The following is a 23,186-nucleotide window of genomic DNA, read 5'->3' as shown; positions in this document are numbered from 1 at the left end:
GATTATGTTTGTATTAACTTCTTCAGCCTCAAAATTAAAGTTGCTCATCCCTCCTGTTTTTAATTAAAGCGCTTCCAATTGATTTGAAAAACAAAATCACCTTCGGTTAAAAAGGACGATTCAGACCTGGCGGCTAACCGTACCTCTATATTATTCAAATAATATGGAAAATTCAATATGTAATTTTATGTTTTTATAAATTATTCATCGAATTATTAACATTAATAAATGTATTGCGTAAATTTCTAGTTTAAAGTTATAATTTTACAAGTAAAATTCTATATGTTTCCTGCCGATATACCTACAAGGACAACTTTACGGATACTGTAAAGCAACTTTTAGATTTTATAAGGAGGTGAAAAATATATGCAATGGTATTTAAATGCATTAAAAAACTATGTAGGATTTCAAGGTAGAGCAAGACGTACAGAGTATTGGATGTTTATCCTATTTAGTGTAATCGTTAGCTTTGTAATCAGTCTGATCGATAGTCTTGTTGGCTTATCACCGATATTGACTTACATTTATTCTTTGGCTGTCCTGCTGCCATCCTTGGCCGTCCTGGCCCGTAGACTGCATGATACAGGCAGAAGCGGATGGTGGATTCTAATCGCTCTGATTCCTCTGGTAGGGTCAATTATTTTGATTGTATTCACATGCCAAGACAGTCAGCCTAACGACAATAAATATGGGAAAAACCCTAAATTGTAATGGTTGTAGATGTCTAAAACCTCTTTCACTTTTGTGAAGGAGGTTTTTTTCATATCCGCATCTCCCCCATCGAAATTTCAGCAGTAAGTTTATCTAGAGCCCCCGGCGTCCATACTGGATTAAAAAGTATCCTCAAAGAGAGGGAGAACGTGCATGCGTTTTCGGAAAAGAACCCCCCCTAACAAAATTAAAAAGCCGCCAGTCCAGCACAGCGAAAGTAAGTCTGAGCATTCAGGAGAGCAGCTCAGTGCGAATATCGGAAGCAATCTTCAGCAAATCAGACAAGCACTCGGTAACAGCACTGACATCATCATAAGAGAAATTCGTATCGGCAAGGATGGTGACCAGCTCATTGCAATCCTCTATACGGACGGTTTGGCGGACAAAAATATAGTCTCCGACTTCATTATGGAATCGATGATGCTGGATAGTAGCTTGTCCAGAGACGTAGAGTGCAGGCTCCAGAACTCCTCTAGTGTCATGCAAGTATTGAAAGATTATGCCCTAACCATCGGAAGCATCCGGGAGATTATCGACTTTGAAACCTTATATAATGCGCTGTTGTCCGGGGATGCTGTCATTTTGATTGACGGTGAAACACAGGGAATAGTAGCCAGCGCACGTGGATGGAAGGATCGCGGGGTCACCGAGCCTGCCTCGGAAAATGTCGTCCGTGGGCCGCGGGAAGGATTTTCTGAGACGCTGCGCACGAATACGGCCTTAATTCGGCGTAAGATTAAAGATCCGAATTTGTGGCTGGAAACCCAACAAATCGGTCGTGTTACCCAGACCGAAGTCGCTGTCATGTATATCAAGGGGATCGTGAACCCAAAATTGGTCGAGGAAGTGCATGAGCGATTGAATCGCATTGATGTGGACAGCATTCTCGAAAGCGGGTATATCGAGGAATTAATCCAAGACGAAACTTTTACGCCTTTTCCGACAGTATACAACTCCGAACGCCCGGACGTGATCGCCGCCGAGCTGTTGGAAGGAAAAATCGCGATCCTGGTGGATGGAACCCCGTTTGTGCTTGTCGTGCCTGCGCTGTTTGTTTCCTTCCTGCATGCCGCGGAGGATTATTATCAGCGTGCAGACATTAGCAGCTTCATCCGGGTTCTTCGTTACACCGGAGTTTTTATCTCCCTGCTCGGTCCGTCCTTATATGTTGCCATCACTACGTTTCATCAGGAAATGCTGCCGACCTCACTGTTGATCGGTCTAGCGGCACAGCGGGAGGCTGTTCCCTTCCCTGCCTTTATTGAAGCACTCATGATGGAACTGACTTTTGAAATATTGCGGGAGGCTGGCGTTCGTATGCCGAAGTACATCGGGGCAGCCGTCTCTATCGTGGGTACACTCGTCATCGGACAAGCTGCCGTCGAGGCGGGCATCATATCGGCTGCGATGGTTATTGTCGTATCGATTACCGCGATTTCCAGCTTTGTACTTCCTGCCTATAATATGTCCATCGCTTTTCGTATGCTGCGGTTCCCCTTGATGGGACTTGCTGCCTCATTTGGGCTGTTCGGGATTATCGTTGGAGGCATTGCCCTGATCCTGCATATGTGCAGCCTTCGTTCGTTCGGCGTCCCCTATATGACTCCTTTTGCACCTCTAATACCGACGGACACCAAAGATACCATATTTCGACTCCCTCACTGGATGATGATTTCACGTCCCCGGTTAGTCGATCAGAAGAATGTCAAACGTCGAAACAGCACTCCGCCCCGAAAATCAAGGGAATAGAAGAAAAGAGAAACCGTCGGAAAGGAGTGGATAATCATGAAGCGGAAGAAAGCGATTCTGTTCCTGATTCTTGCACTCGTTTTACTTCTGACGGGCTGTTGGAATCGCAGGGAGTTGAATGAGCTCGCCATCGCCGTTGGTATGGGGATTGATAAACAAGGAGATCAGTTCCGGGTCTCTCTCCAAGTGGTGGACCCTGGAAAAGCATCGGCCAAAAAAGGAGCAGGCGGCGGTGCTCCAGCCACCTTGTATACAGAAGAAGCGGATACCATATCTGAAGCGATCCGAAAAATAACAACGATTAGCCCCCGGAGAATGTATTTTTCTCATCTGCGTATATGTGTAATCGGTGAGTCGATGGCTACCGAAGGAATGGCGAAAGCTTTAGATTTACTCTCTCGATATCATCAGTTCCGAACCGATTTTTATATTGTAGTGTCCAAGGGCACTAGTGCGGAGGATACATTAAAAATTATGACACCTTTAGATCCGATTCCCGCAAATGACCTTTTCTCCTCTCTGGAAACATCACAGAAAAATTGGTCGCCCACTACGACAGTAACTTTGGATGAATTGGTATCAGCACTCACCAGTGAAGGAATGCAGCCTGTCTTGACAGGACTCCGGATCGTTGGCAATAAAGAAATGGGAGAAACCAGCGGCAATGTGCAAGAGATCGCCCCATCCGCCCGATTACAGTATTCCGGACTTGCTGTATTTAGAAAAGACCGATTAATCGGTTGGTTAAATGAAACTGAAAGTAGAGGCTACAACTTCATCCTCGGCAAAGTGCAGAGCTCTGTCGGCTTTGTGGCTTGTCCAGGAGGCGGCAAAGTCGTCTCGGAAATCATTCGAACCCAAACTGCTATAAAAGGGAGCGTTTATAGGGGGGAGCCTCAGATCAATATTAAAATGCAGGTTGAGGCCAACGTGGGAGAAGTTGAATGTTATGACCTGGACCTGACCCAGGTGGGGACGATTTATGACCTTGAGAACAAAGAGGAAGAAAAGATAGAAGAGATTATGAACTTGGCTGTCAGAAAAGCTCAAAAATCATACAAAGCTGATATTTTCGGATTCGGTGAAGCCATTCACCGTGCTGACCCGAGAACCTGGAAATCCATTAAAAAAAATTGGGATTATGAATACTTTACAGAATTACCTGTACATATCAAGGTGGATTTCAAGATTCGGCGCTTAGGTACGATTGGCAGCTCATTTTTGAATGATATTAAGGAGTAAAATCCCTTACCCTACAAAAGAAGGTGTTTTCCAAGATGCTGTCTCATATGGTGAACGTTTTGGGTATATTACTGATCGCTGCTGCAATCAGCTTGGTCGAGGTCCCCTATATGTGGAAAAAGGGATTAAAAAAAGAACTTTGGTTATTTTCCATCCTTCTCTTTGTTGCGGTCGGAATCAGCTGCGCCAAGGCATTACACTGGCTTATTCCTACTCCCCTGGATTGGATAACAGCCGTATATAGGCCATTTAGCGATTTCCTGACCCATATCGGTCTAATCAGATAAGATGAGGTGAACATTGGTGCCCGGACAGATTAAAATTTCAGCACGCCAAATTATGATATTAACAACTTTATTTACGGTCGGGAGTGCAATCCTCATCATCCCTTCAGGCATGGCATCGGTAGCCAAACAAGATGCGTGGATTGCCGCGCTCGTTGGAGTCGGGGCAGGGCTCCTTATCTTGTATATGTACAGCAAGATTGCATCTCTGTATCCAGATATGACCCTGATTGGGATTATGGAAACCCTGCTCGGAAAATGGTTAGGCAAAGCCGCCGGTCTTCTGTTTTTCATCACACTATTCATCAATGCCCCTGCACCCGTTTTATTTTATATAGGGAATTTTATGACTACTCAAATGATACCGGAAACACCGATTCTAGCGGTAAATATTCTCTTTGCGCTTATTGTAGTATTGGCTGCTCGACTGGGTCTCGAAGTGCTGGTCCGTTCGGCTGAACTGCTATTTCCGTTATTTACTCTGCTTTATATTTCTTTTGTAGGTTTAGTGGTGTCCAATATTAAGCTGGAAAATGTTCAACCTGTATTGGAGGCGGGAGTTGGACCTATTTGGCCTGCTGCCCTGTCCTTTTGTAGCACTGTGTTTATACCTCATATTATTTTTCTCATGATCTTCCCGGATTCTATAAATCGTTCCGATCAAACTCGTAAAGCCTTTTTCCTAGGCAGCCTGATTGGCGGATTGATGTTGGTCGTGGTGGTTGCATTGGCAATTTTGGTATTAGGTCCTGAATTAACGGCAAGAAATATATATCCTAGCTATGCGTTAGCCAAAAAAATTAGCATCGGCAATTTTCTACAGCGCATCGAAGCAATTATGGCTACTATGTGGTTTATTTCGCTCTTCTTTAGAATTACGCTGTATATGCACACCACGGTGACAGCAATAGCCCAAATCTTCCGTTTGAAAGAAGACCGACAATTGGTGCTTCCTCTCGGAATGATTTTAGTCGTCATGTCCATCATCGTATATCCCAATGTCCCTTATCAACAAACCTATGATACAAAGACGTGGGTTCCTTATGCACTATCCATCGGGTTGTTGTTCCCCTTCCTGTTGCTCTGTATTCATGGGATACGAACAATGTGGTCAAAGAAAAGGGCAGAATCCAAAGGGTAAACCTATCCATTATTCGCATCCGTGAATTTTTTTTGGCTTTACCTGTTTACATCCTCCTCTTTTAGTTTATTTTAAACGAGTATTAAGCTGGCGCTAAGATTGGGTGTGTATGATGTATATTAGAATCTGGTAACTACATAAGCCGGATCGGCTAAAGGCATAAACATTACTCCCGTTGGATATCCATATAAGGCTCCACCTTGTCAGAAATTGAATGAAACACAAAGGAGATTTACACTTATGAATCGAAAACGAATGTTGGTCATCTGTACACTGTTGCTGGCGTTATCTATTGGGCAGTCTTCTACTTGGGGAAGTCGGGCTAATGCTGCTACACTGGCTCCAGAGAGAGCCCCTCAGGTACAGGATAATGAAGCTTCCAAGGATGATAAGCTTTTGGAAACACTGGGCGCATCCTCGGATGAGCAATTGTATGAAGCGTTATATAACGGTCAAACCTTGGCAGATATTGCACAAACCAATAAAAAGGACGCACAGGCTGTTGTTGATTTACAGGTAGCTCAGTTAACGGAGCAGTTGGATCAACGACTGGCCAATAAGAGCATTACGCCTGAGCAATACCAAGCCCATAAGGCAGAATTGACACAGGTCGTTGCTAAAAGTGTGTTCGGGCTGTAAGTTAGTGACATGACAGAATGTGAAAAAGGCGCTGAACCCCTGGGGGCCAGCGCCTTTTGGCTTGTCTATATTTTGTTGTAAATTACACTTGATATACTCGGATCAAGTTAGTGGTGCCCGCCTCGGCGACAGGAACACCTGCTGACAGGACTACAGTATCGCCTTTATGGATATATCCTGCATTCAGCGCGTTACGGATGGAGGATTCGAACATTTCATCCGTTGTTGCTACTTTATCCCCCTTGATCGGGAATACGCCGGACAACAGGCAGATTTTAGCGAATACCGTATTATTCGGAGTAACCGCAATAATAGGTGCCTTCGGACGATATTTGGATACCATACGTGCCGTGAATCCGCTGGCAGTCGATGTAATAATTGCTTTCGCATCCAGCTCCAGGGACGAACTCACCGCACCCTGACTAATCACTTCGGTAATGTTGGTGCTTTGACGTGCTCTGCGCTTATCGAACTGCTCCTGATAATCGAATTGCGATTCTGCTCTGGCAGCTACAGCGGCCATGGTCCGTACAGACTCGACAGGATATTTACCCGCAGCTGATTCGCCCGACAGCATAACAACATCGGCTCCTTGCATAACGGCATTAAACACGTCACTAACTTCGGCTCTCGTCGGACGCGGGTTCACCTGCATGGATTCCAGCATGTGGGTAGCTACGATAACGGGCTTGCCGACCAGATTACACTTGTCGATCATTTCTTTTTGCATCACAGGCACATCTTGAATCGGCACTTCGACACCCAGATCGCCACGGGCTACCATAATGCCATCGGAAGCTTCGATAATATCATCCAGGTTTTCCATGCCTTCAGCATTTTCAATTTTGGAATAGATTTGTACATGCTCAGCATGATGTCCCTTCAAAATCTCACGGATTTCACGGATATCGTCGCCTTTACGCACAAAAGAAGCCGCAATAAGCTCAACACGCTGCTCCACCCCAAATTGGATGTGCCTCACATCTCGCTCCGTCACGCCTGGAAGGGTCGTATGAATCCCTGGCAGGTTTACACCTTTTCTCGGCTTCAAAATACCGCCGCTTACAATATTACAAATCATTTCCGTACCTTCGATGGAGGTTACAGTCAGATCAACCAAACCGTCGTCAATGAGAATGCGGTCGCCTGGTTTGATGTCCTTCGGCATATCCGGGTAATTCACTGAAATACGATGCTCGTCCCCTAGAATCTCTTCTGTGGTCAGAATGAGCTGGCTACCTGGTTTCAGCAGACAAGATGCCTCTCTCAGCTTGCCAATCCGTATTTCCGGTCCTTTAATATCCATCATGACAGGTATAAAGGTATTCATTTCCTTCGCAGCCTGACGCACATTTTCGATACGTTTAACGTGATCTTCCAGCTCCCCGTGAGCCATATTCAAGCGGGCTACAGTCATACCAGCCTGGATCATTTCTTTTAACAAATGAATGGAGTCACAGGCAGGTCCCATAGTACAAATAATTTTCGTTTTAAGCATAGTAATGTCATCCTCCTGAATGTCTTTACTGTATGGTTTTCTATTCCACTTTGCTTCTCTATCTACATTAAACTTATATAGCTCTATTCTACCTGTACCCGTGCACCAAGACTATGAACTATAGTATGATGAATGTACTACAGTATAACGAAAGTTGAAGACTTCGGGGAGTGAGTTTCGTGATTACATTGATGGATATACGGCAGGATAACGGTGTGGACTGGTATGAAAAGGCTGGTGCAAATAGCGACAACGATGACTTACTGTTCATTTTGGTCACCTTTGGCAAATGTGTATATTGGGTGAACGATTGCAAATTCATTCTCGGTAAGGGTGAAACACTGCTTTTACCCGGTCATCTGGATTACTATGGCAAGAGCATTCCTACGCTTTTTCATACCAAGTATGTGATACATTGCCGCAAAACATGTACGAACAGCACACTTCCCATCCTGAATACTGACAAGCCGTTGTTGATCAAACCTGGATGCTACGATATGCTGCATGAACGGATTAAATCGATGTACTATCAATGGACTGAACACCCAAGCTACTACACCATGATGGCTGACTGTTTGCTGACCGAGGCAATGATATATATGAATCAGGAATGGGACAAAGGCGCCATTTCTTGCGATCGAGAACGACATGTGGAACATATGAAACAGTATATCCAGAACCACTACCGGGAAAAGGTAACCAAGGAGGAGCTTGGCGACGCCATCCGTAAAACCCCCAATTATGCCGCGACGCTGCTGCGTGAGGTAACACGCCAAACGATCAGCGAGCATGTACATACGCAACGCATTAAAACCGCCATCTACATGCTGACCGAGTCCCGGCTAACGATTCGTGAAATTTCGGAGTATGTGGGATATAGTGATGTGTCCTATTTCCATCGAATTTTCAAACGGTTGACAGGCTGCTCGCCGTCCGAATTTCTGGATGAACGTTCCTCAATCGTATAGGTGTGTCTTCAAGCTATAAATAAAGACTAATTATTAGTGAAATAAAGTTGTGGGAAGACAATAAAAACACGATCTTGGTGCATCTTCAGAAAGAGAACGCTCACTTAGCCATTCACGCCTAGATACAATGTGGTTGCGACTCGTTTTCCTACAAGGAGCCGTCGGGCAAAATGCTCTTTAACAATATTGAACGTCTAATATCATGCAATTTAATCACGATCTGGTTGGCTTGAGTTTGGGAATATACTCTAAATAAAAAAGAACGCTCATTTTTATGAGCGTTCCAGGAAAAATCAGTTTTTCCCATCTTTTTTTTCGTAAACAAAATTATTCACGATAACTTGCTTTGTCTCAGCTGTTATCTGCTCTTGATTATCCCGATTTGCAACTTCATCACTTGGATACTCATTCGGAACTTCGACAGGGAGAAAATCCCCATGTTTTGAGTGTAAAATTTCCGCTGGTGAAGAAAACACTTTTTCATTTATTTCCTTCTTTTTTTCAGGCGTTAGCCAGTCAGGCTCATTGTTAGTTTTGGTTTGAAGCGTACTACTGTCTGCAAAAGTCTGACTTTTGATGACGGCAACCGCCCCTCCGACAACGACAGTTAGACTTAAGACAATAACAACCGTTCTGAATCGCTTGTTCACTCTCACTCCTCCCTTCTAAAAGTAATCTAGTTAAAAAAATTAATAGCCAATGAATCCATTTCCAGAAATAGTGTAGTCATTTAAATTATTTACTAATATTTGATATGTCCCAGGTCCTGGTGCTTTGATTTCAAACTTTGTATTTGTGCCTGTATATCTTCCGGAAACCAAGTGAACCTTGCCCAAATAATCTTTATTCACAAGTGTATAACCTACATCGGGTTGTGACCAAGAACTATCATCTCCCCACTGCACCACATTTATAGGCATAGTTATTGCATAATCAACATAAAACTTATCAGTCCAATATCCATCGTGCTTAGCAAGGTGGTCAAATGCCCAAGATGTCAGGGCCATGGGAGAAATCTTCTCGATTGATTGAGTTTTATCGCTTTCGCTTTTTACAATTACTGACTCTAGTGGTACTGCATTTGTTATAGCTTCATTATACTCTTCAAGCGTCAAACCGCTCAAGAGCGTATCAGAATTAACAATTGAAGAATACGGCGGGAATAGGGACTGGTTAGAAGAGTCTTTAGCAGATGAGGATGAATCTGCATAAGAACTTGAAGGATTCAGCCCGATTGCTACCAACATAACAACTAGCATAGTTACAAGAAATTTTTTCACAAATAACTGCCTCCCAATGCTAAATTTTAACAACTATTGTATAATAGCACAATCACCCTCCCTTGAATATATATCTTTTGAAATTTTTACATTAATGTTACATTTTTTTGAATATTCGAGATTCTGATGATACAATACATTCAATTCCACACATAAGCAAATACCCAAACTATCAGTTGTTGGCCAAGCATATAGGGGTCATCTGTTTAACTTATAAAATTATCAAACAGGAGATGAAGAATAAAAATTGGGTACAATCTTATATCAATAATTAGATGATGCAGCACTACTGCATTGCAATAAAAGGCCTAAATTGCGAATAACCATCCATGCTTAATGGAAAAATGGTCGCTCCACTTGGAACCCTGCTCTAGCAGTCCTTTTTGATTAGGGACCAAGAGCGTTCCATATAGAACGACCATCATATTTATAATTACGCGTATAAATCTGCGTGTATTCGCATTACTTGGGTGATATTAATTAGAAGAACCCGCTGTTTTGACCTCTTCCAACATTTTATCGTTGTAGCCAAACATCCAGGTCAGGACAAAAGCTACAACCATAGCAGCCAAGTTCGCCAAAATATAAAGCGGAAGCTGATGATTCATGTAGAGCAACGTGCCTGGAATGACCGTAACTGCCATACCTGTAGCCGCCAAATGGAAGACCGAAGCGATAAAACCGCCAACCGCCCCACCGATGAGGCCCATGACAAAAGGCTTCATATATCTCAGGTTGACCCCGAAAATAGCCGGCTCCGTAATCCCCAGAAAAGCAGACAACGAGGAAGGAAGTGCCAACGCTTTCAGCTTGCTATTCTTCGTTTTCAGTCCAACCGCCAGACAGGCAGCACCTTGAGCAGCCATAGCGCAGGTAATGATGGCGTTAAAGGCATTTACGCCGTTCTTTTCAAGCAGTTGAATCTCCAAGAAATTAAATATATGATGCACACCTGTAACAACGATAATCTGATGCAAGAAACCAATGACAATCCCTGCAATACCGAAAGGCAAATCCAGCACAAACGTTGTTCCGTGCAGCACCCATTCTTCGAGTGAATGGAAAATCGGACCGATGGCAAACAATCCCAAAGTGATCATGATCAACAGTGTTAAAAACGGTGTGAGAATCAGATCTAGCGCTTCAGGCACCCGTTTGCGCAGCGCCCGCTCCAGCTTGGCTCCGATCAAGCCCACGAAGAAAGCTGGCAGTACCGAGCCTTGATAGCCCACCACAGGAATGAAACCGAACATCGTCAACGGGTGGGCTGAGCCGTCCGCAACACTATAAGCGTTGGGCAAGGCCGGGTTTACCAGCATCAGACCGAGAACGATACCCAGCACCGGACTACCGCCGAATACTCTAAAGGCTGACCATGCGACTAACGCGGGTAGAAAAGCAAAGGCCGTATCCGTTAATACTTGTGTGTATAATAGAAAATTGGGTGAAATGTCCTGTGGCGTCATGCCGAGTAGAGCGAGAATTTGCGGCTGAGTGAGCAAACCACGTAGCCCCATGAACAGCCCCGTAGCAACCAGCACAGGAATAATGGGTACAAACACATCGCCAAAGGTACGAATGGAGCGTTGGAAGACGTTGCCTTCCTTTTTCGCCTGACTCTTCACCTCTTCTTTAGATGAACCGGTCACGCCAAGCTTTTCGACCTCTTCAAAAATTCGATTTACCGTACCTGTACCAAAAATAATCTGATATTGCCCGGAATTGAAGAAAGCACCCTTGACCTTGTCGATCTCCTCAACTTTTTTCTGATCAATCTTCTCCTTGTCATGCACCATAATCCGCAAGCGCGTCGCACAATGAGCAAAAGATGCAATATTTTCTTGCCCACCGATTGCCTGGATCACTTCTTTAGCTATTTCTCTGTTTTCCGCCATGATGTTCATCCTCTCGTTGATTCCGTTTGTTTGATGATTAACGAACCACTTGATGTTTTAGCCTACTCATGTAAAATCCCATTTTACCGCCTGGAAGAGAGCCTCTCCCTTGTCGGCAAAAAAGCGTATTTCGTCACTCTCTGGATGCGGAAAAATACGACTGGTGAACACCTCTTCCCCATCATTGACGAAAATCTCAACTGAAGACGTATCTACAAACAAATGTAGTTTGATATGATCTTTATCCCATGAACACTGCCGTACCTCACCATACGAAATGGCTACAGGCACACCTGATTGCGAACGATCCAATACTAGTTTGCGACTGATGGCATCATATTTAATCACCGTTTTCTCAGTCTCACTCGCACGGAACTCAATACCAAACGTCTTAGCGCTTAAAAGATCTACCTCACAGATCAGCTCATAGGCCGTACCTGTAAATCCTTCATAGGTTTTGCTCTCTGAGAATAACGTGTCAGCTACCCGATCCTCACGATTTCTGCGTAACGTAGTCAGCTCAGGGATCGGCCGCTGCAAGAGTTTGCCCTCATGAAGCGTAAGCTCCCTTGGTAATGTCAGACAATGAGCCCATCCGTTCGGATCTGTGGGATAGTCGATATCCGGCAGGCCCATCCATGCCACCATAATACGCCGCCCCTGTGGGTCAATCATCGTCTGTGGCGCATAGAAGTCAAAGCCTCTATCAAGCTCGTGGAATGCACCGTGCTCCAGTCTTCTTGTTCCGGTATCCAACGGCTTGCCGATTACGTAGCCCGATTGATAAATATTGTGATTTTCATCCCCAGAAGGCTCCAAGCCCTGAGGAGAAAAGATCAAGACCCCCGCTTCGTTCAGTTCAAAATAATCTGGACATTCCCACATGTAGCCAAACGACTCCAGGCCTGTGCACAATTCTCCCTCAAACTCCCACGTACGAAGGTCGGTTGATCGGTAGAGGACCGCGCAGCCTGTTAAATTCGTTCTCTGGGCACCAATCACACAGTAAAAGCTATCGCCGTCTTTCCATAGCTTGGGATCACGAAAATGGTCTGTATAGCCTTCTGGCACATTGGCAATAACAGGATGCTCCCATTTGGTAATGTGACCGCTCTCATCCATAACAGCCATGCATTGATAAGGATGTCTGATCCAGTCTTCATCTCGTGCATTTCCCGTATACAGCATATATAATTTGCCCTCATGCTCCAGTGCGCTGCCCGAGTAAGCCCCATGTGAATCAAAATAATCCCCAGGTGCGATGCCAATGCCCGCACTATTCCATGTGACCAAATCTTTGGATTTCAGGTGATACCAATATTTCATCCCATGATCCGTTCCGAGCGGAAACCACTGATAAAATAAGTGGTATTCACCTTGGTAATATGAAAAGCCATTGGGGTCATTGAGCAAACCTGTCGGTGGCTGGATATGAAATGCCTGCCGCCAGTGACATTGCTCCACTTTCTCCTCCAAGCTGGCTATTTCACCGGGCTCTGCCTGCTCGATCATTCGATACTTTTGTTCTCTTGTCATTTTCATAGGTGTACCTCATTTTTATTAAAACTTCGCTTCAGGAACCGGTTCCAACTCAATGAAAAAAATATTCTATCGGAACCGGTTCCCATACGATTAAAAAAATATACTCATCCATGGATTTGCAACCGATTCCATTTATGCCCGAATGCTATGGAACCGGTTTCGAAGAAATTATAATCCACTTGTTCAGCGTTTGTCAACGCTTTCTCTTTCGATCAGGGAATAATTCATGACCGTCACTTTTTCTACCGATTTATGTTCTACCAGCCGCATAATATTTTGCGCTGCTACACGTCCAGCCTCCATATACGGATATTGGACGGTTGTCAGCGCAGGGTGAATGACCTCCGTAATATCGTATCCCCCAAAGCCAGTTACCGACAAATCCGACGGGATAACAATCCCTCTGGAATAAGCTGCATTGATTACGCCCAGCGCGATATTATCCGTAGCACACACCATTAACGATGGCTTGAAATGGTCCAAAATGGCGGATGCAGCAATCCGTGCATCGGACATTTTAAATCCGGTCTCATAGTATCTGATATCATACCCTGCTGCTCGCATCGCATCGTCCGTATGAGACTCGGCAGGCAATGCATCGCGAACAGCCTGCCTAAAGCCCTCCTTGCGCTGCACACCGACGGCAACATCCTTTTCTGTAACACCAACGTAGGCAATTTCGCGATGTCCCTGTGACAAAACGTACGTGCCGATATCATATCCTGCACGATAGTCATCATGGATAAGGCTATGAAGCTGCTCGTGCTGCTGGCCCACCAGCAACACCGGAATACCAATGTCACGAATCGCGGTCAGATGGTCGTCTGTAATTTGAGCAGCCAGCAAAATGATACCCGAAATCTTTTGTCGTCCCAGCTCATAAATGGCTTCGATTTCACGCTGTACATCCTGGCTCGTATTAGAGATCAGCATCTGATAATGCTGAGAACGCAGTTCCTCATCAATCCCCATCAGCGTATGAGATGTCGCAAAAGAATCCAGACGCGGCACAACGGTGCCGATGATGTTGGTCCGCTTCGCCTTAAGACTCTGGGCAAAGGCATTGGGCACATAGCCCGTGGCTTTAACCACTTTTTCAATTTTTCGTTTCGTATCCACGCTGACAGACCCGCCGTTCAAAAAACGGGATACCGTGCTCTTGGATACACCAGCCATTTGGGCTATATCTGCAATCGTCTTATTCATGAAGTCCCCCGGAGATTTTTCATATTCACAAGCTTCCAAAACGTCTCTTTTCACATAACCCTATAATACCATATGGCGGGATTGGATTGCTGTGGCTCCAGACCCATCATGCACAAAACGCCGTCCCTTCAGTGAAGAAGGAAACGGCGTCTCATGATGAACGTAATTTTAAAAATCAAAGTTATCCGGATCTGGACCTACTCGAAGATCGGCATTTAACGCCTGAATTCGATCCATATCCTCGCGCGTCAGTTCAAAGTCAAAAATGTCGGCATTTTCGACGATCCGATGCGCCTTGGTAGACTTGGGAATGGTGACAACCCCCTGCTGCACATCCCAGCGTAAAATCACTTGCGCCACCGATTTGCCGTACTTGGTCGCTATGTCTTGCAGTACCGGATGATCGAGCAATTGGCCTTGCATTAACGGAGACCAAGCTTCCATTTGAATGTCGTTCTTTTGACAGAATTGCAACAGCTCGGCTTGCGTTAATTGTGGATGGAATTCCACCTGATTGATCATTGGCTTAATTTCGGCATCCTTCATGAGATCTTCCAAATGATGAATCTGGAAGTTGCTGACTCCAATTGCCTTAATCAGTCCTTCTTTATACAAGGATTCCAACGCTCTCCAAGCTTCTTTGTACTTTCCTTGAACTGGCCAATGAATCAGATATAGATCCAGATATTCCAGACCCAGCTTGTCCAGACTGGATTCATAAGCTGCTCGTGTCTCTTCATAGCCTAAATCTGCATTCCACACTTTGGACGTGACGAACAGATCTTCTCTGGACAGATTATTTTCCTGAAGGGCTTCCTGAATAGCCTGCCCTACACTGCTTTCGTTCGCATAGATTGCAGCTGTATCTATACTGCGGTAGCCATGCTTTACAGCAGCCTTTATAGCATCGACAAGCTCCGAACCTTCTTCCACTTTAAATACCCCGATGCCAAACCAAGGCATGCGAACTCCGTTGTTTAACAATGTTGTACTTTGTAAGTTTTGTGTCATTTTGAATCTTCCTCTCTATTTTTTAAAAGCTTTAACCTGTAATGGGGGTTGTATCCCTTTTTTCGAGCATACAACTCCAGCCTGTGAGCAAAACCGCAACGAAAACCATAATGCTCCCGATCCAGGCCGTATGAATGAGACCGAGTGAATCCGTTACAATCCCGCCTACATAAGCTCCGATTGCTATCCCTGCGTTGAAAGCTGCAATATTAACAGCAGAGGCGACATCGACAGCTTTGGGTGCAAACCGTTCGGCTAACATGACGACATATACCTGTAGCCCGGGCACGTTCATAAACGCAAGCAATCCCATAAAGAAGATCGTAATCAGTCCTGCCGTTTTAAAAGGTGCCGTGAACAACAGGAGAAACAGGATCACTGCTTGAATCAGAAACATGTAGAACAAAGCTGAAAGCGGCTTGCGGTTTGCTGCTTTTCCGCCAATAACATTCCCGATGGCAATCGCAATTCCATATAGCAAAAGTATAAACGTTACCGTACTTTGCTGAAATCCGGTTATGTCGTGAAGTAATGGAGATAAATAAGTAAATACCACAAATGTGCCTCCATACCCCAAAGCTGTAATGATAAATGCGAGTAGCAAGCGACCATTGGTAACCAGTTTGACCTGCTCGCGGAAAGGAGTCTTGTTCCCTTTGCGCAGCGTAGATGGCAGCAGAACCAGATTGGCGATGAGTGCCACTACACCGACGACCACAATCGCCATAAATGCTGCCCGCCAACCCCATTGCTGCCCAATGTAGGTACCCAAAGGTACACCTGTGACTGTGGCTACGGTCAACCCGGAGAACATAATGGAAATCGCACTCGCTCGCCGATCATCCGGCACAAGATCGGCCGCGATAGTGGAACCGATGGACATGAACACCCCATGAGCGAACGCTGAGATCACACGTGCAATCAGCAGCAAGGCAATTCCGCTAGAGACCGCAGCGAGGCTGTTACCTGCAATAAATATAATCATGATCCACAGCAGCAACGTTTTACGGGGAACACTTGATGTTAATGAGGTCAAGACAGGTGCCCCGATGGTAACTCCTAATGCATATAGCGTTACAGTTAGTGCAGACATCGTTACAGATATGTGCAAGTCTTCAGCGATCAGGGGAAGCAGTCCCACGCTGATGAACTCGGTTGTTCCAATCGCAAAGGCGCTTACGGCTAGAGCCAGTAATGGCCAGATACTTCGTTTTGATTCTGACGACATGTTTTTCACTCCTATCTATAGAAATCTTCGACCAGCAGATGTTATTATGAGTTATTCAAGCAAATATGAACAGTACGTACTTTTTAGTGATATAGGTACTAAAAAGTACCCTAAATAAAGTTCTATTCGATTAAAACAGGCTGTTAAGGTATGTATAACAGAAAGCGATACACATGGGGGGATCTGCATTGGGGAAGAAAAAATACAATATCTCTGTTGAGGCGACGTTAGAGGTGATCGGGGGGAAATGGAAATGCGTGATTCTGTGTCATTTGACACATGGAAAGATGCGGACAAGCGAATTAAAAAGGATGATGCCTTCCATAACACAAAAAATGCTGACTCAGCAGCTTCGTGAATTAGAGGAAGACGGCATTGTCAATCGGATTAGCTATAATCAGGTTCCACCCAAGGTGGAGTACGAGCTTAGTGAATATGGATGTAGTCTGAAAAGCATTTTAGATTCTCTTTGTGCTTGGGGAGAAAGACATATTATTAAAGAATACGGGGATAAATCTGCGGTTTTGGAAGATAACATTCTGAATAAGCTGTAAAGCCAAAAAGAGCGCCTGCAATACATCAGCAGGCGCTTTCTCTCTCTCCGAGTTTCAAGAGTTACGAAATGGACATCATTTTATTTCGTAAAATCAATGACCATGCGTCCTTGGATTTTGCCTTGCTCCATCTCCTCGAAGATCTCATTAATGTCTTCAAGCGGACGTTTTTGTACAAGAGGGACGACTTTACCTTCTGCAGCGAACTGGAACGCTTCTTTAAGGTCTTCGCGGGTGCCGACCAAGGAGCCAATAACTTGAATGCCGTCCAGAACCAGACGTGGAATGTCCAGATCCATCTTATCGGTTGGAAGACCTACAGCTACAACACGCGCGCCAGCCTTTACAACGTCGATGGCCTGGTTGAAAGGTGTTTTGGCAACAGCGGTAACCACGGTTGCATCCAGACCAGCACCGTTTGTTAACTCCTTAGCTCGAGCGACCGGATCTTCTTTCATGCTGTTAACGATATAGTCAGCACCAATTTGTTTGGCCAGTTCTAGTTTTTCATCACTGATGTCAAAGGCTACAACTTTAGCATTGAATACATTTTTGGCGTATTGCACAGCCAAATTACCCAAGCCACCAATGCCAAAGATACCGATCCATTGTCCTGGTTTGACTTCACTTACTTTAACTGCTTTATATGTTGTAACCCCTGCGCAAGTTACACTACTTGCAGCGGCAGGGTCAAGACTATCTGGTACTTTGACCGCGTAGTCAGCTGTGACAATACATTGCTCTGCCATTGCACCGTCTACCGTATATCCAGCATTTTTAACTTCACGACACAGCGTTTCCCGCCCGGTTAGGCAATATTCGCAGTGACCGCAGCTTTGGAACATCCAGGCAATACTTACGCGGTCACCAATCTTAAGACTGGTTACTCCTTCGCCTAATTCAATGACTTTTCCAATACCTTCATGCCCCAGAACTCTGCCTGTGACATCACCGAAATCTGCATTTTTCACATGTAAATCTGTGTGGCAAACTCCACAGTATTCGACTTGGACTAACGCTTCTCCATGCTTCAGGGAGCGTAAAGGTTTCTCTTCTACACTGACTTTCTTGTCTCTTGTAACAATTGCTGCTTTCATGTAGATCTCTCCTTTAAATAGATATGGAATTATTTTGTAATACACACTCCATTATTATAGTAATTTTTGCCCGAAAAGGACAAATATAAATCTAACTTAAAACTATTTAATCCAAAAACGCTTCTTTCTAAGTCCTTGGACCCTTGTAGGAACTTTGTACAATAATTTACAATGTAAAAAGTTTCACATACTCTATTTGGAAGAAGGATAAAGAAACATGAAAAAAAACTGGAAAGGTTGCCTGTTCAGCATATTTGCCATTATCTTGGTTGTGTCGGTAACAGGATGCAATTCACAGTCCGCCATTTCTAGTACCACCAGCACTTCATCCTCATCAGCTACCAACGCTCATGCAGTCGTTCAGAAAGGCCCACACTGGTCCTATGAAGGAGATCAGGGACCGGAGCATTGGGGAGAGCTGGAAAAAGATTTTGTTGCTTGTGGTAACGGCCACGAACAATCTCCTGTCAATATAGAGCATACCCATTTGGAAGCATCGCAAACGCAGCAACCGCTGCAAGTTCATTACACTAATACGAAAGCATCCATTTTGAATAATGGACACACTGTGCAAATCAATGTTGCCGATGCCAGCAATAGCATCATGCTGGACGGTACTAAATTCACTTTAAAGCAGTTTCATTTTCATCACCCGAGCGAACACCAAATAGATGGTAAAAATGCTGAAATGGAGCTTCATTTTGTCCATCAAAGCGACAACGGAAGCACAGCTGTCTTAGGGGTTCTTATCCAAAGCGGCAAAGAAAACAAGGCTTTCAACCGCATTTGGTCCAAACTACCAAAGGATAATTCCCAAGAAGCGGCGGCTCTAGATGAAGAAATAAATCTCGCTGCGCTGCTGCCAAAAGACCTGCACTCCGTTCGCTACAACGGATCGCTGACTACCCCGCCATGCACAGAACATGTACATTGGACAGTGCTGGAACAGCCTATTGAAATGTCCGCAGACCAAATCAACCAGTTTGCTGCCATTTTCCCCGATAACCATCGCCCTGTACAACAACTGGGAACCCGGGAACTGACTGCCGATAAATAATAAAATAAAGTGCCGTAAGATGTAAGGTGCACTCTATATATAAATACAACCCAAAAGCCCCCTCTATTCATCTAGTTAGAGGGGGCTTTTCGGTATTAAATTTACTGCTCATTACAAGCGCACCAGTTCCTCCACCTTCACTGGCTGACCTGTACGCATAGAACGGTTGGCGGCGATGCCTGTTAAAATGGACCATGCACCGTCGATATGTGAGGCCGCACGATGAAACCGATCCTCTGCCGGCTTATCAAAAATATCACGCAGCATAACTGGATCTCCTCCGCCATGACCACCCACGCCTTCTTCTACCTCGACTTCATAAGGTGCTGCAAAGTGAGGATAGATGGTGATGGTCTTCTCTTTTAACGCACCCTCATCTGCCTTGCTGCCACCAGAATTAACATAGGATTGCTCGGATACCCGAACCTCCATCCGTCCCTTCGTGCCGTTAAATACGATGATAAAGCCCTCCCAAGGCATGTAAGCATTCAGCGAATAGTTCATCACCGTCTTGTTCTGATACTTCACCATGACACTCAGGGTATCTTCAATGCTGATATTGTCGCCAAATACGCTTTGATCCCGCACATATCCATCCTCATGCTCAGCGTCCAGATACATACTTTTTAGATGCTCGTTACTGTCCAGATGTAGCGCAAAGGGGTCATTTTCCGCTGCCTTGCTGCCGTAAGCCCGTTGATAAAACTCCGTCACGCCACGCTGCTCCGCATTTTCCCGGCCGTAAAATTTCAGATCCCCCATCGCATACACTGTCTCCGGCTTCGAGCCAAGCCAGAAGTTCATCAGATCAAAATGATGCGTCGATTTATGCACCAGCAGACCGCCGCTATTGCGCTTGTCCCGGTGCCACCGACGGAAATAATCCGCGCCATGCTGTGTATTCAGCAGCCATTCGAAATTGACTGACAGCACCTCTCCGATCGTTCCGTCCATGATCAGCTCACGGATTTTCGTATTATGCGGCGCATAGCGGTAGTTAAAGGTGACGCGCAGCTTCCGTCCCGTGCGGTCTATGGCATCCAAAATATCTTGGCATTTATCTTCATCCACCGTCATCGGCTTCTCGGAAATGACATCACAGCCCAGCTCCATCGCCCGAATAATATACCGATGATGCACCCGGTCAATGGTCGTCACAATGACGATATCCGGCTTCGTCTCCGCGATCATCCGATCAAACTCGTGAGCTTTATAGGTCGGAATCGGCTCATGCTCGTATTTCTCCTGCAACAGCCGATTGGCATAATCCATTCTCGTCTGATTGACGTCACAGAACGCGATCAGCTCCGAGGTATCTTTGAAAACGGTAACAACTTCACCGTAAAAAAATTCGGCTCTTCCTCCGGTACCCACAAGTGCATATTTGATTTTAGCCAATTGGTTCACACCCTTTACATGAATTGCTTTTATTTTATAGTATAAGAAAGAGCAAAATCTTCGCTTTTATTATGATTTTTCCCGTAAAATATACATATATTATCCTTATGCATTCTTTCATTAAAGGAGACTATCGATATGATCGCTACACCCCGTTTTGCCATCGAGCAAGCGTTGCGGAAGGTGCCATTCAGCATGTCCGCCGACCATGTCCACCAAGCGCACGAAATCTATTATTTGCTGGCAGGAGAGCGCTACTACTACATTAATCAGCGGGTATACGCCCTCCAGAAGGGCGATCTGATTTGGATCAGCAAACATGATTTTCACCGTACGAGTAACAAGGGTAGCGGTAGCCATGAACGGATTTTAATTAACTTTGATGAAGAATTTGCTGCCTCGTCAATGACCGTCTCTCCCCCCAGCGATCAGAATCAGCTTCTTCTGCCAGAAAAAAGCTTTCTGCTTCGCCCCTCCGCGGAAGAACAATGCGAGCTGGAGCACCTATTCCGGCAAATGCTAAATGAATACCACCAAGAACATGCCTACCGCCAACTATATCTCCAGAACTTGCTACTCCAGCTCCTTATCCGCATCCGGCGCATACAATCGGCCACTGCCGATACCATTGCACCGGAACGTAGCGAAAAGCAGCAACGCGTGTACTCGGTCATCGCATACCTGCATGCTCATTATGAAGAGAGCCTCTCGCTAGATCAGCTGGCTGAGCATTTTTATATTAGCAGCACGTATTTATGCCGTATTTTCAAGCAGACAACAGGTTTTACCTTAGTAGAATATCTTCAGGATGTGCGGGTCCAGCAGGCTCGGGCGTATTTAAGAGAAACGAGCTGGAAAGTGACTTCCATTGCTGAAAAAACGGGTTTTGACAGCATCGCTCACTTTGGTCGTGTATTCAAGCACCTTACTGGGCACACCCCGCTACAGTACCGAAAAAAATACAAAAAGGAGTAGAGAGATGCCTCTACCCCTTAATTCCTGTCAAGGTGATGCCTTCAATAATTTGCTTTTGGGCAATGATATAGACGATTAGCACCGGGACGACAGAAATGGTGGTACCCGCCATCATCAGTGACCAATCGGCGGTATATAACCCTTTGAAATTGTTAAGTAAAAGCGGAACCGTGAATTTCTCCGGTGTGTTGAGATAAATAAGCGGATCAAGAAAGCTGTTCCAGGCACCCAAAAAGGTGAAAATCCCTATCGCCGCCAATGCCGGACGAATGAGTGGCAAAATGACGCTCCAGTAAATACGAATGTAGCCCGCCCCATCCATTACTGCCGCTTCCTCCAGATCGCGTGGGATACCCATGACGAACTGGCGGAGCAGAAACACTGCGAATGCATTAAACAAGGCTCCAGGTACGATCAGCGACCAATGCGTATCCAGCCAACCGATGCGATCCATCACCAAATATAGCGGAATCATCGTCACCTGCTTGGGCACCATCATCGTAGCGAGGAACAAGATAAACAGTATATTCGAGCCCGGAAATCGGATTTTAGCAAAAGCATACGCCGCCATAGACGCGCTAATCAGTGTCGCTGTCACGATGATCACCGTAATGTAAAAGCTATTCATATACGCCTGCACGAAGGGCATCGCCTCCAGCGATGCCGGATAGTTGCTCCATACGAACGGATCGGGAATCCATTGAGGCGGGACAACGAAAATTTGAGATATATCCTTCAGGGAACTGAGAACAGTCCACAGGAATGGAAAAAACATGACTAAAGAGCCGACAGCGAGCAGCACATGGCGCAGGAATACCCTGCCTCTGGAACTAATCTCCATAGTGCACCCACCTCTTTTGCATTTTAAATTGCAGCAGTGTAAATACGAGAATGATCACGAACAAAATCATTGCTGCCGCAGCACTTTCTCCCATCGTGAAGTCAATGAACGCCTGATCATAAATGTGGTACACCAGCGTATAGCTTGCTTTGGCTGGCCCTCCATTCGTCATGACAAACGCCTGATCGAACACCTGAAAAGAACTGATGACCATCATGATGGTCACAAAAAAGGTCGTTGGTGACAACAGCGGCAATGTAATATACCTTAGCTGCTGGAACTTGCTGGCCCCGTCAATTTCGGCTGCCTCGTAATAGCTTTTGGAGATACCCTGGAGTCCTGCCAGAAAAATGACCATATTATATCCCAGTCCCAGCCATATGCTCAAAAGCGCAATCGACGGAATCACCCACTGCGTATCGGTAAGCCACATCGGGCCTGTAATCCCAATCGCTCGCAGCAGATGATTTAAAATGCCAAATTCGCCGTTCAGTATCCACATCCAGATGACACCAACCGATACCGAACTGGTTACGACAGGCATGAAAAAGAACAAGCGATAAATTTCCTTGCCCTTCACTTTGTTGAGCACGATGGCTACGAGCAGAGCCAATATAATCCCCGCCGGGATGACCAACACCATATAGTACATCGTATTGATGAGTGCCTTCCAAAAATCGGGATCAGATAATTGGCCCTTGAAATTGTCCAAGCCGACAAACAAGGGTACGCCAAATCCATCCCAGTTTACAAAGCTTAAGTAAAGCGCATATAGCAACGGCAACAGCGAAAAACATAATAGACCCAAAAACTGGGGGCCAATGAATAGATAGCCCCACAGCGCTTGATGCTTTTTCTGCATCTTGTCAC

At 45.3% G+C, this 23,186-nt stretch carries 22 protein-coding genes; 10 read left to right on the top strand and 12 right to left on the bottom strand.

What is annotated here, in order from left to right; translation table 11 throughout:
• The first annotated feature begins 366 nt into the window (after positions 1-366).
• The 6 genes from MHI21_RS01720 to MHI21_RS01695 all read left to right on the top strand — a co-directional run bounded on the left by MHI21_RS01720 (position 367) and on the right by MHI21_RS01695 (position 5,766).
• Complete coding sequence (locus MHI21_RS01720; protein WP_165179606.1) at positions 367-711, top strand: DUF805 domain-containing protein; 345 nt, start codon at positions 367-369, stop codon at positions 709-711.
• 153 nt (positions 712-864) lie between these two features.
• Complete coding sequence (locus MHI21_RS01715) at positions 865-2,460, top strand: spore germination protein (RefSeq protein WP_165179605.1); 1,596 nt, start codon at positions 865-867, stop codon at positions 2,458-2,460.
• Positions 2,461-2,496: 36 nt separating this feature from the next.
• Positions 2,497-3,702, top strand: coding sequence for a Ger(x)C family spore germination protein (locus tag MHI21_RS01710; RefSeq protein ID WP_165179604.1), 1,206 nt, complete (start codon positions 2,497-2,499; stop codon positions 3,700-3,702).
• Positions 3,703-3,737: 35 nt separating this feature from the next.
• A complete protein-coding gene (locus MHI21_RS01705) occupies positions 3,738-3,989 on the top strand; it encodes a hypothetical protein (RefSeq protein WP_080683024.1) in 252 nt (83 codons plus the stop codon).
• Positions 3,990-4,005: 16 nt separating this feature from the next.
• Positions 4,006-5,127 carry an endospore germination permease gene (locus MHI21_RS01700; RefSeq protein ID WP_165179603.1) on the top strand — a complete coding sequence of 374 codons (1,122 nt, stop codon included), beginning with the start codon at positions 4,006-4,008 and terminating at the stop codon, positions 5,125-5,127.
• A gap of 240 nt (positions 5,128-5,367) precedes the next feature.
• Positions 5,368-5,766 carry a hypothetical protein gene (locus MHI21_RS01695; RefSeq protein ID WP_165179602.1) on the top strand — a complete coding sequence of 133 codons (399 nt, stop codon included), beginning with the start codon at positions 5,368-5,370 and terminating at the stop codon, positions 5,764-5,766.
• Positions 5,767-5,848: 82 nt separating this feature from the next.
• On the opposite strand, the gene pyk is transcribed toward MHI21_RS01695, so the two are convergent.
• Positions 5,849-7,264, bottom strand: a complete 1,416-nt coding sequence (gene pyk, locus MHI21_RS01690; protein ID WP_023986598.1) for a pyruvate kinase — start codon at positions 7,262-7,264, stop codon at positions 5,849-5,851.
• Positions 7,265-7,443: 179 nt separating this feature from the next.
• Here pyk and MHI21_RS01685 point away from each other — a divergent pair, with 179 nt between their 5' ends.
• Positions 7,444-8,232: an AraC family transcriptional regulator gene (locus tag MHI21_RS01685; protein ID WP_025722577.1), complete on the top strand. Its 789-nt coding sequence runs from the start codon at positions 7,444-7,446 to the stop codon at positions 8,230-8,232.
• A 293-nt stretch (positions 8,233-8,525) separates the two neighbouring features.
• On the opposite strand, the gene MHI21_RS01680 is transcribed toward MHI21_RS01685, so the two are convergent.
• From MHI21_RS01680 to MHI21_RS01650, 7 genes are all read right to left on the bottom strand, one after another.
• On the bottom strand, positions 8,526-8,882 hold the full coding sequence (locus MHI21_RS01680; RefSeq protein WP_051718046.1) for a hypothetical protein: 357 nt from the start codon (positions 8,880-8,882) through the stop codon (positions 8,526-8,528).
• Positions 8,883-8,921: 39 nt separating this feature from the next.
• Positions 8,922-9,512, bottom strand: coding sequence for a hypothetical protein (locus MHI21_RS01675; protein WP_238808316.1), 591 nt, complete (start codon positions 9,510-9,512; stop codon positions 8,922-8,924).
• A 476-nt stretch (positions 9,513-9,988) separates the two neighbouring features.
• The gene (locus tag MHI21_RS01670; protein ID WP_013308350.1) at positions 9,989-11,407 is read right to left on the bottom strand and encodes a sucrose-specific PTS transporter subunit IIBC; all 1,419 of its coding nucleotides are present in this window, start codon (positions 11,405-11,407) and stop codon (positions 9,989-9,991) included.
• 66 nt (positions 11,408-11,473) lie between these two features.
• Positions 11,474-12,949, bottom strand: coding sequence for a sucrose-6-phosphate hydrolase (locus MHI21_RS01665; protein WP_341162509.1), 1,476 nt, complete (start codon positions 12,947-12,949; stop codon positions 11,474-11,476).
• 183 nt (positions 12,950-13,132) lie between these two features.
• Positions 13,133-14,155 carry a LacI family DNA-binding transcriptional regulator gene (locus MHI21_RS01660; RefSeq protein WP_023986592.1) on the bottom strand — a complete coding sequence of 341 codons (1,023 nt, stop codon included), beginning with the start codon at positions 14,153-14,155 and terminating at the stop codon, positions 13,133-13,135.
• Between the two features lie 168 nt (positions 14,156-14,323).
• Entirely contained in the window at positions 14,324-15,166 is an 843-nt protein-coding gene (locus tag MHI21_RS01655; RefSeq protein WP_342419307.1) for an aldo/keto reductase, read from the bottom strand.
• A gap of 31 nt (positions 15,167-15,197) precedes the next feature.
• The gene (locus MHI21_RS01650) at positions 15,198-16,394 is read right to left on the bottom strand and encodes an MFS transporter (protein ID WP_342419306.1); all 1,197 of its coding nucleotides are present in this window, start codon (positions 16,392-16,394) and stop codon (positions 15,198-15,200) included.
• A 188-nt stretch (positions 16,395-16,582) separates the two neighbouring features.
• Here MHI21_RS01650 and MHI21_RS01645 point away from each other — a divergent pair, with 188 nt between their 5' ends.
• Positions 16,583-16,948, top strand: a complete 366-nt coding sequence (locus MHI21_RS01645) for a helix-turn-helix domain-containing protein (protein ID WP_013368959.1) — start codon at positions 16,583-16,585, stop codon at positions 16,946-16,948.
• An 80-nt stretch (positions 16,949-17,028) separates the two neighbouring features.
• On the opposite strand, the gene adhP is transcribed toward MHI21_RS01645, so the two are convergent.
• The gene (gene adhP / locus MHI21_RS01640; protein ID WP_342419305.1) at positions 17,029-18,045 is read right to left on the bottom strand and encodes an alcohol dehydrogenase AdhP; all 1,017 of its coding nucleotides are present in this window, start codon (positions 18,043-18,045) and stop codon (positions 17,029-17,031) included.
• A 217-nt stretch (positions 18,046-18,262) separates the two neighbouring features.
• Here adhP and MHI21_RS01635 point away from each other — a divergent pair, with 217 nt between their 5' ends.
• Positions 18,263-19,102 carry a carbonic anhydrase family protein gene (locus MHI21_RS01635; RefSeq protein ID WP_342419304.1) on the top strand — a complete coding sequence of 280 codons (840 nt, stop codon included), beginning with the start codon at positions 18,263-18,265 and terminating at the stop codon, positions 19,100-19,102.
• Between the two features lie 111 nt (positions 19,103-19,213).
• Here MHI21_RS01635 and MHI21_RS01630 read toward each other — a convergent pair whose 3' ends face one another.
• Positions 19,214-20,500 (bottom strand): Gfo/Idh/MocA family oxidoreductase, encoded by a 1,287-nt coding sequence (locus MHI21_RS01630; protein ID WP_342419303.1) that lies wholly within the window; start codon positions 20,498-20,500, stop codon positions 19,214-19,216.
• A 138-nt stretch (positions 20,501-20,638) separates the two neighbouring features.
• Between MHI21_RS01630 and MHI21_RS01625 the strand changes: the two genes are divergently transcribed.
• Positions 20,639-21,475, top strand: coding sequence for an AraC family transcriptional regulator (locus tag MHI21_RS01625; RefSeq protein WP_342419302.1), 837 nt, complete (start codon positions 20,639-20,641; stop codon positions 21,473-21,475).
• Between the two features lie 10 nt (positions 21,476-21,485).
• On the opposite strand, the gene MHI21_RS01620 is transcribed toward MHI21_RS01625, so the two are convergent.
• On the bottom strand, positions 21,486-22,316 hold the full coding sequence (locus MHI21_RS01620) for a carbohydrate ABC transporter permease (RefSeq protein ID WP_013308340.1): 831 nt from the start codon (positions 22,314-22,316) through the stop codon (positions 21,486-21,488).
• Positions 22,306-23,178 (bottom strand): sugar ABC transporter permease, encoded by an 873-nt coding sequence (locus tag MHI21_RS01615; protein ID WP_061830759.1) that lies wholly within the window; start codon positions 23,176-23,178, stop codon positions 22,306-22,308. The genes MHI21_RS01620 and MHI21_RS01615 overlap by 11 nt, the downstream gene beginning before the upstream one ends.
• Positions 23,179-23,186: the final 8 nt, after the last annotated feature.

The organism is Paenibacillus sp. FSL H8-0168 (assembly GCF_038592955.1).
Lineage (GTDB): Bacteria > Bacillota > Bacilli > Paenibacillales > Paenibacillaceae > Paenibacillus > Paenibacillus polymyxa_B.
Note: the sequence above shows the minus strand (reverse complement) of the source record. Positions and strands in the feature narration are given on the sequence as shown.

Excerpts from the sequence above, each read along its gene's own strand:
- MHI21_RS01720 (WP_165179606.1), top strand. The coding sequence starts at position 367 with ATGCAATGGTATTTAAATGCATTAAAAAACTATGTAGGATTTCAAGGT.
- MHI21_RS01715 (WP_165179605.1), top strand. The coding sequence starts at position 865 with ATGCGTTTTCGGAAAAGAACCCCCCCTAACAAAATTAAAAAGCCGCCA.
- MHI21_RS01710 (WP_165179604.1), top strand. The coding sequence starts at position 2,497 with ATGAAGCGGAAGAAAGCGATTCTGTTCCTGATTCTTGCACTCGTTTTA.
- MHI21_RS01705 (WP_080683024.1), top strand. The coding sequence starts at position 3,738 with ATGCTGTCTCATATGGTGAACGTTTTGGGTATATTACTGATCGCTGCT.
- MHI21_RS01695 (WP_165179602.1), top strand. The coding sequence starts at position 5,368 with ATGAATCGAAAACGAATGTTGGTCATCTGTACACTGTTGCTGGCGTTA.
- pyk (WP_023986598.1), bottom strand. The coding sequence starts at position 7,264 with ATGCTTAAAACGAAAATTATTTGTACTATGGGACCTGCCTGTGACTCC.
- MHI21_RS01670 (WP_013308350.1), bottom strand. The coding sequence starts at position 11,407 with ATGGCGGAAAACAGAGAAATAGCTAAAGAAGTGATCCAGGCAATCGGT.
- MHI21_RS01665 (WP_341162509.1), bottom strand. The coding sequence starts at position 12,949 with ATGAAAATGACAAGAGAACAAAAGTATCGAATGATCGAGCAGGCAGAG.
- MHI21_RS01660 (WP_023986592.1), bottom strand. The coding sequence starts at position 14,155 with ATGAATAAGACGATTGCAGATATAGCCCAAATGGCTGGTGTATCCAAG.
- MHI21_RS01655 (WP_342419307.1), bottom strand. The coding sequence starts at position 15,166 with ATGACACAAAACTTACAAAGTACAACATTGTTAAACAACGGAGTTCGC.
- MHI21_RS01650 (WP_342419306.1), bottom strand. The coding sequence starts at position 16,394 with ATGTCGTCAGAATCAAAACGAAGTATCTGGCCATTACTGGCTCTAGCC.
- adhP (WP_342419305.1), bottom strand. The coding sequence starts at position 18,045 with ATGAAAGCAGCAATTGTTACAAGAGACAAGAAAGTCAGTGTAGAAGAG.
- MHI21_RS01635 (WP_342419304.1), top strand. The coding sequence starts at position 18,263 with ATGAAAAAAAACTGGAAAGGTTGCCTGTTCAGCATATTTGCCATTATC.
- MHI21_RS01625 (WP_342419302.1), top strand. The coding sequence starts at position 20,639 with ATGATCGCTACACCCCGTTTTGCCATCGAGCAAGCGTTGCGGAAGGTG.
- MHI21_RS01620 (WP_013308340.1), bottom strand. The coding sequence starts at position 22,316 with ATGGAGATTAGTTCCAGAGGCAGGGTATTCCTGCGCCATGTGCTGCTC.
- MHI21_RS01615 (WP_061830759.1), bottom strand. The coding sequence starts at position 23,178 with ATGCAGAAAAAGCATCAAGCGCTGTGGGGCTATCTATTCATTGGCCCC.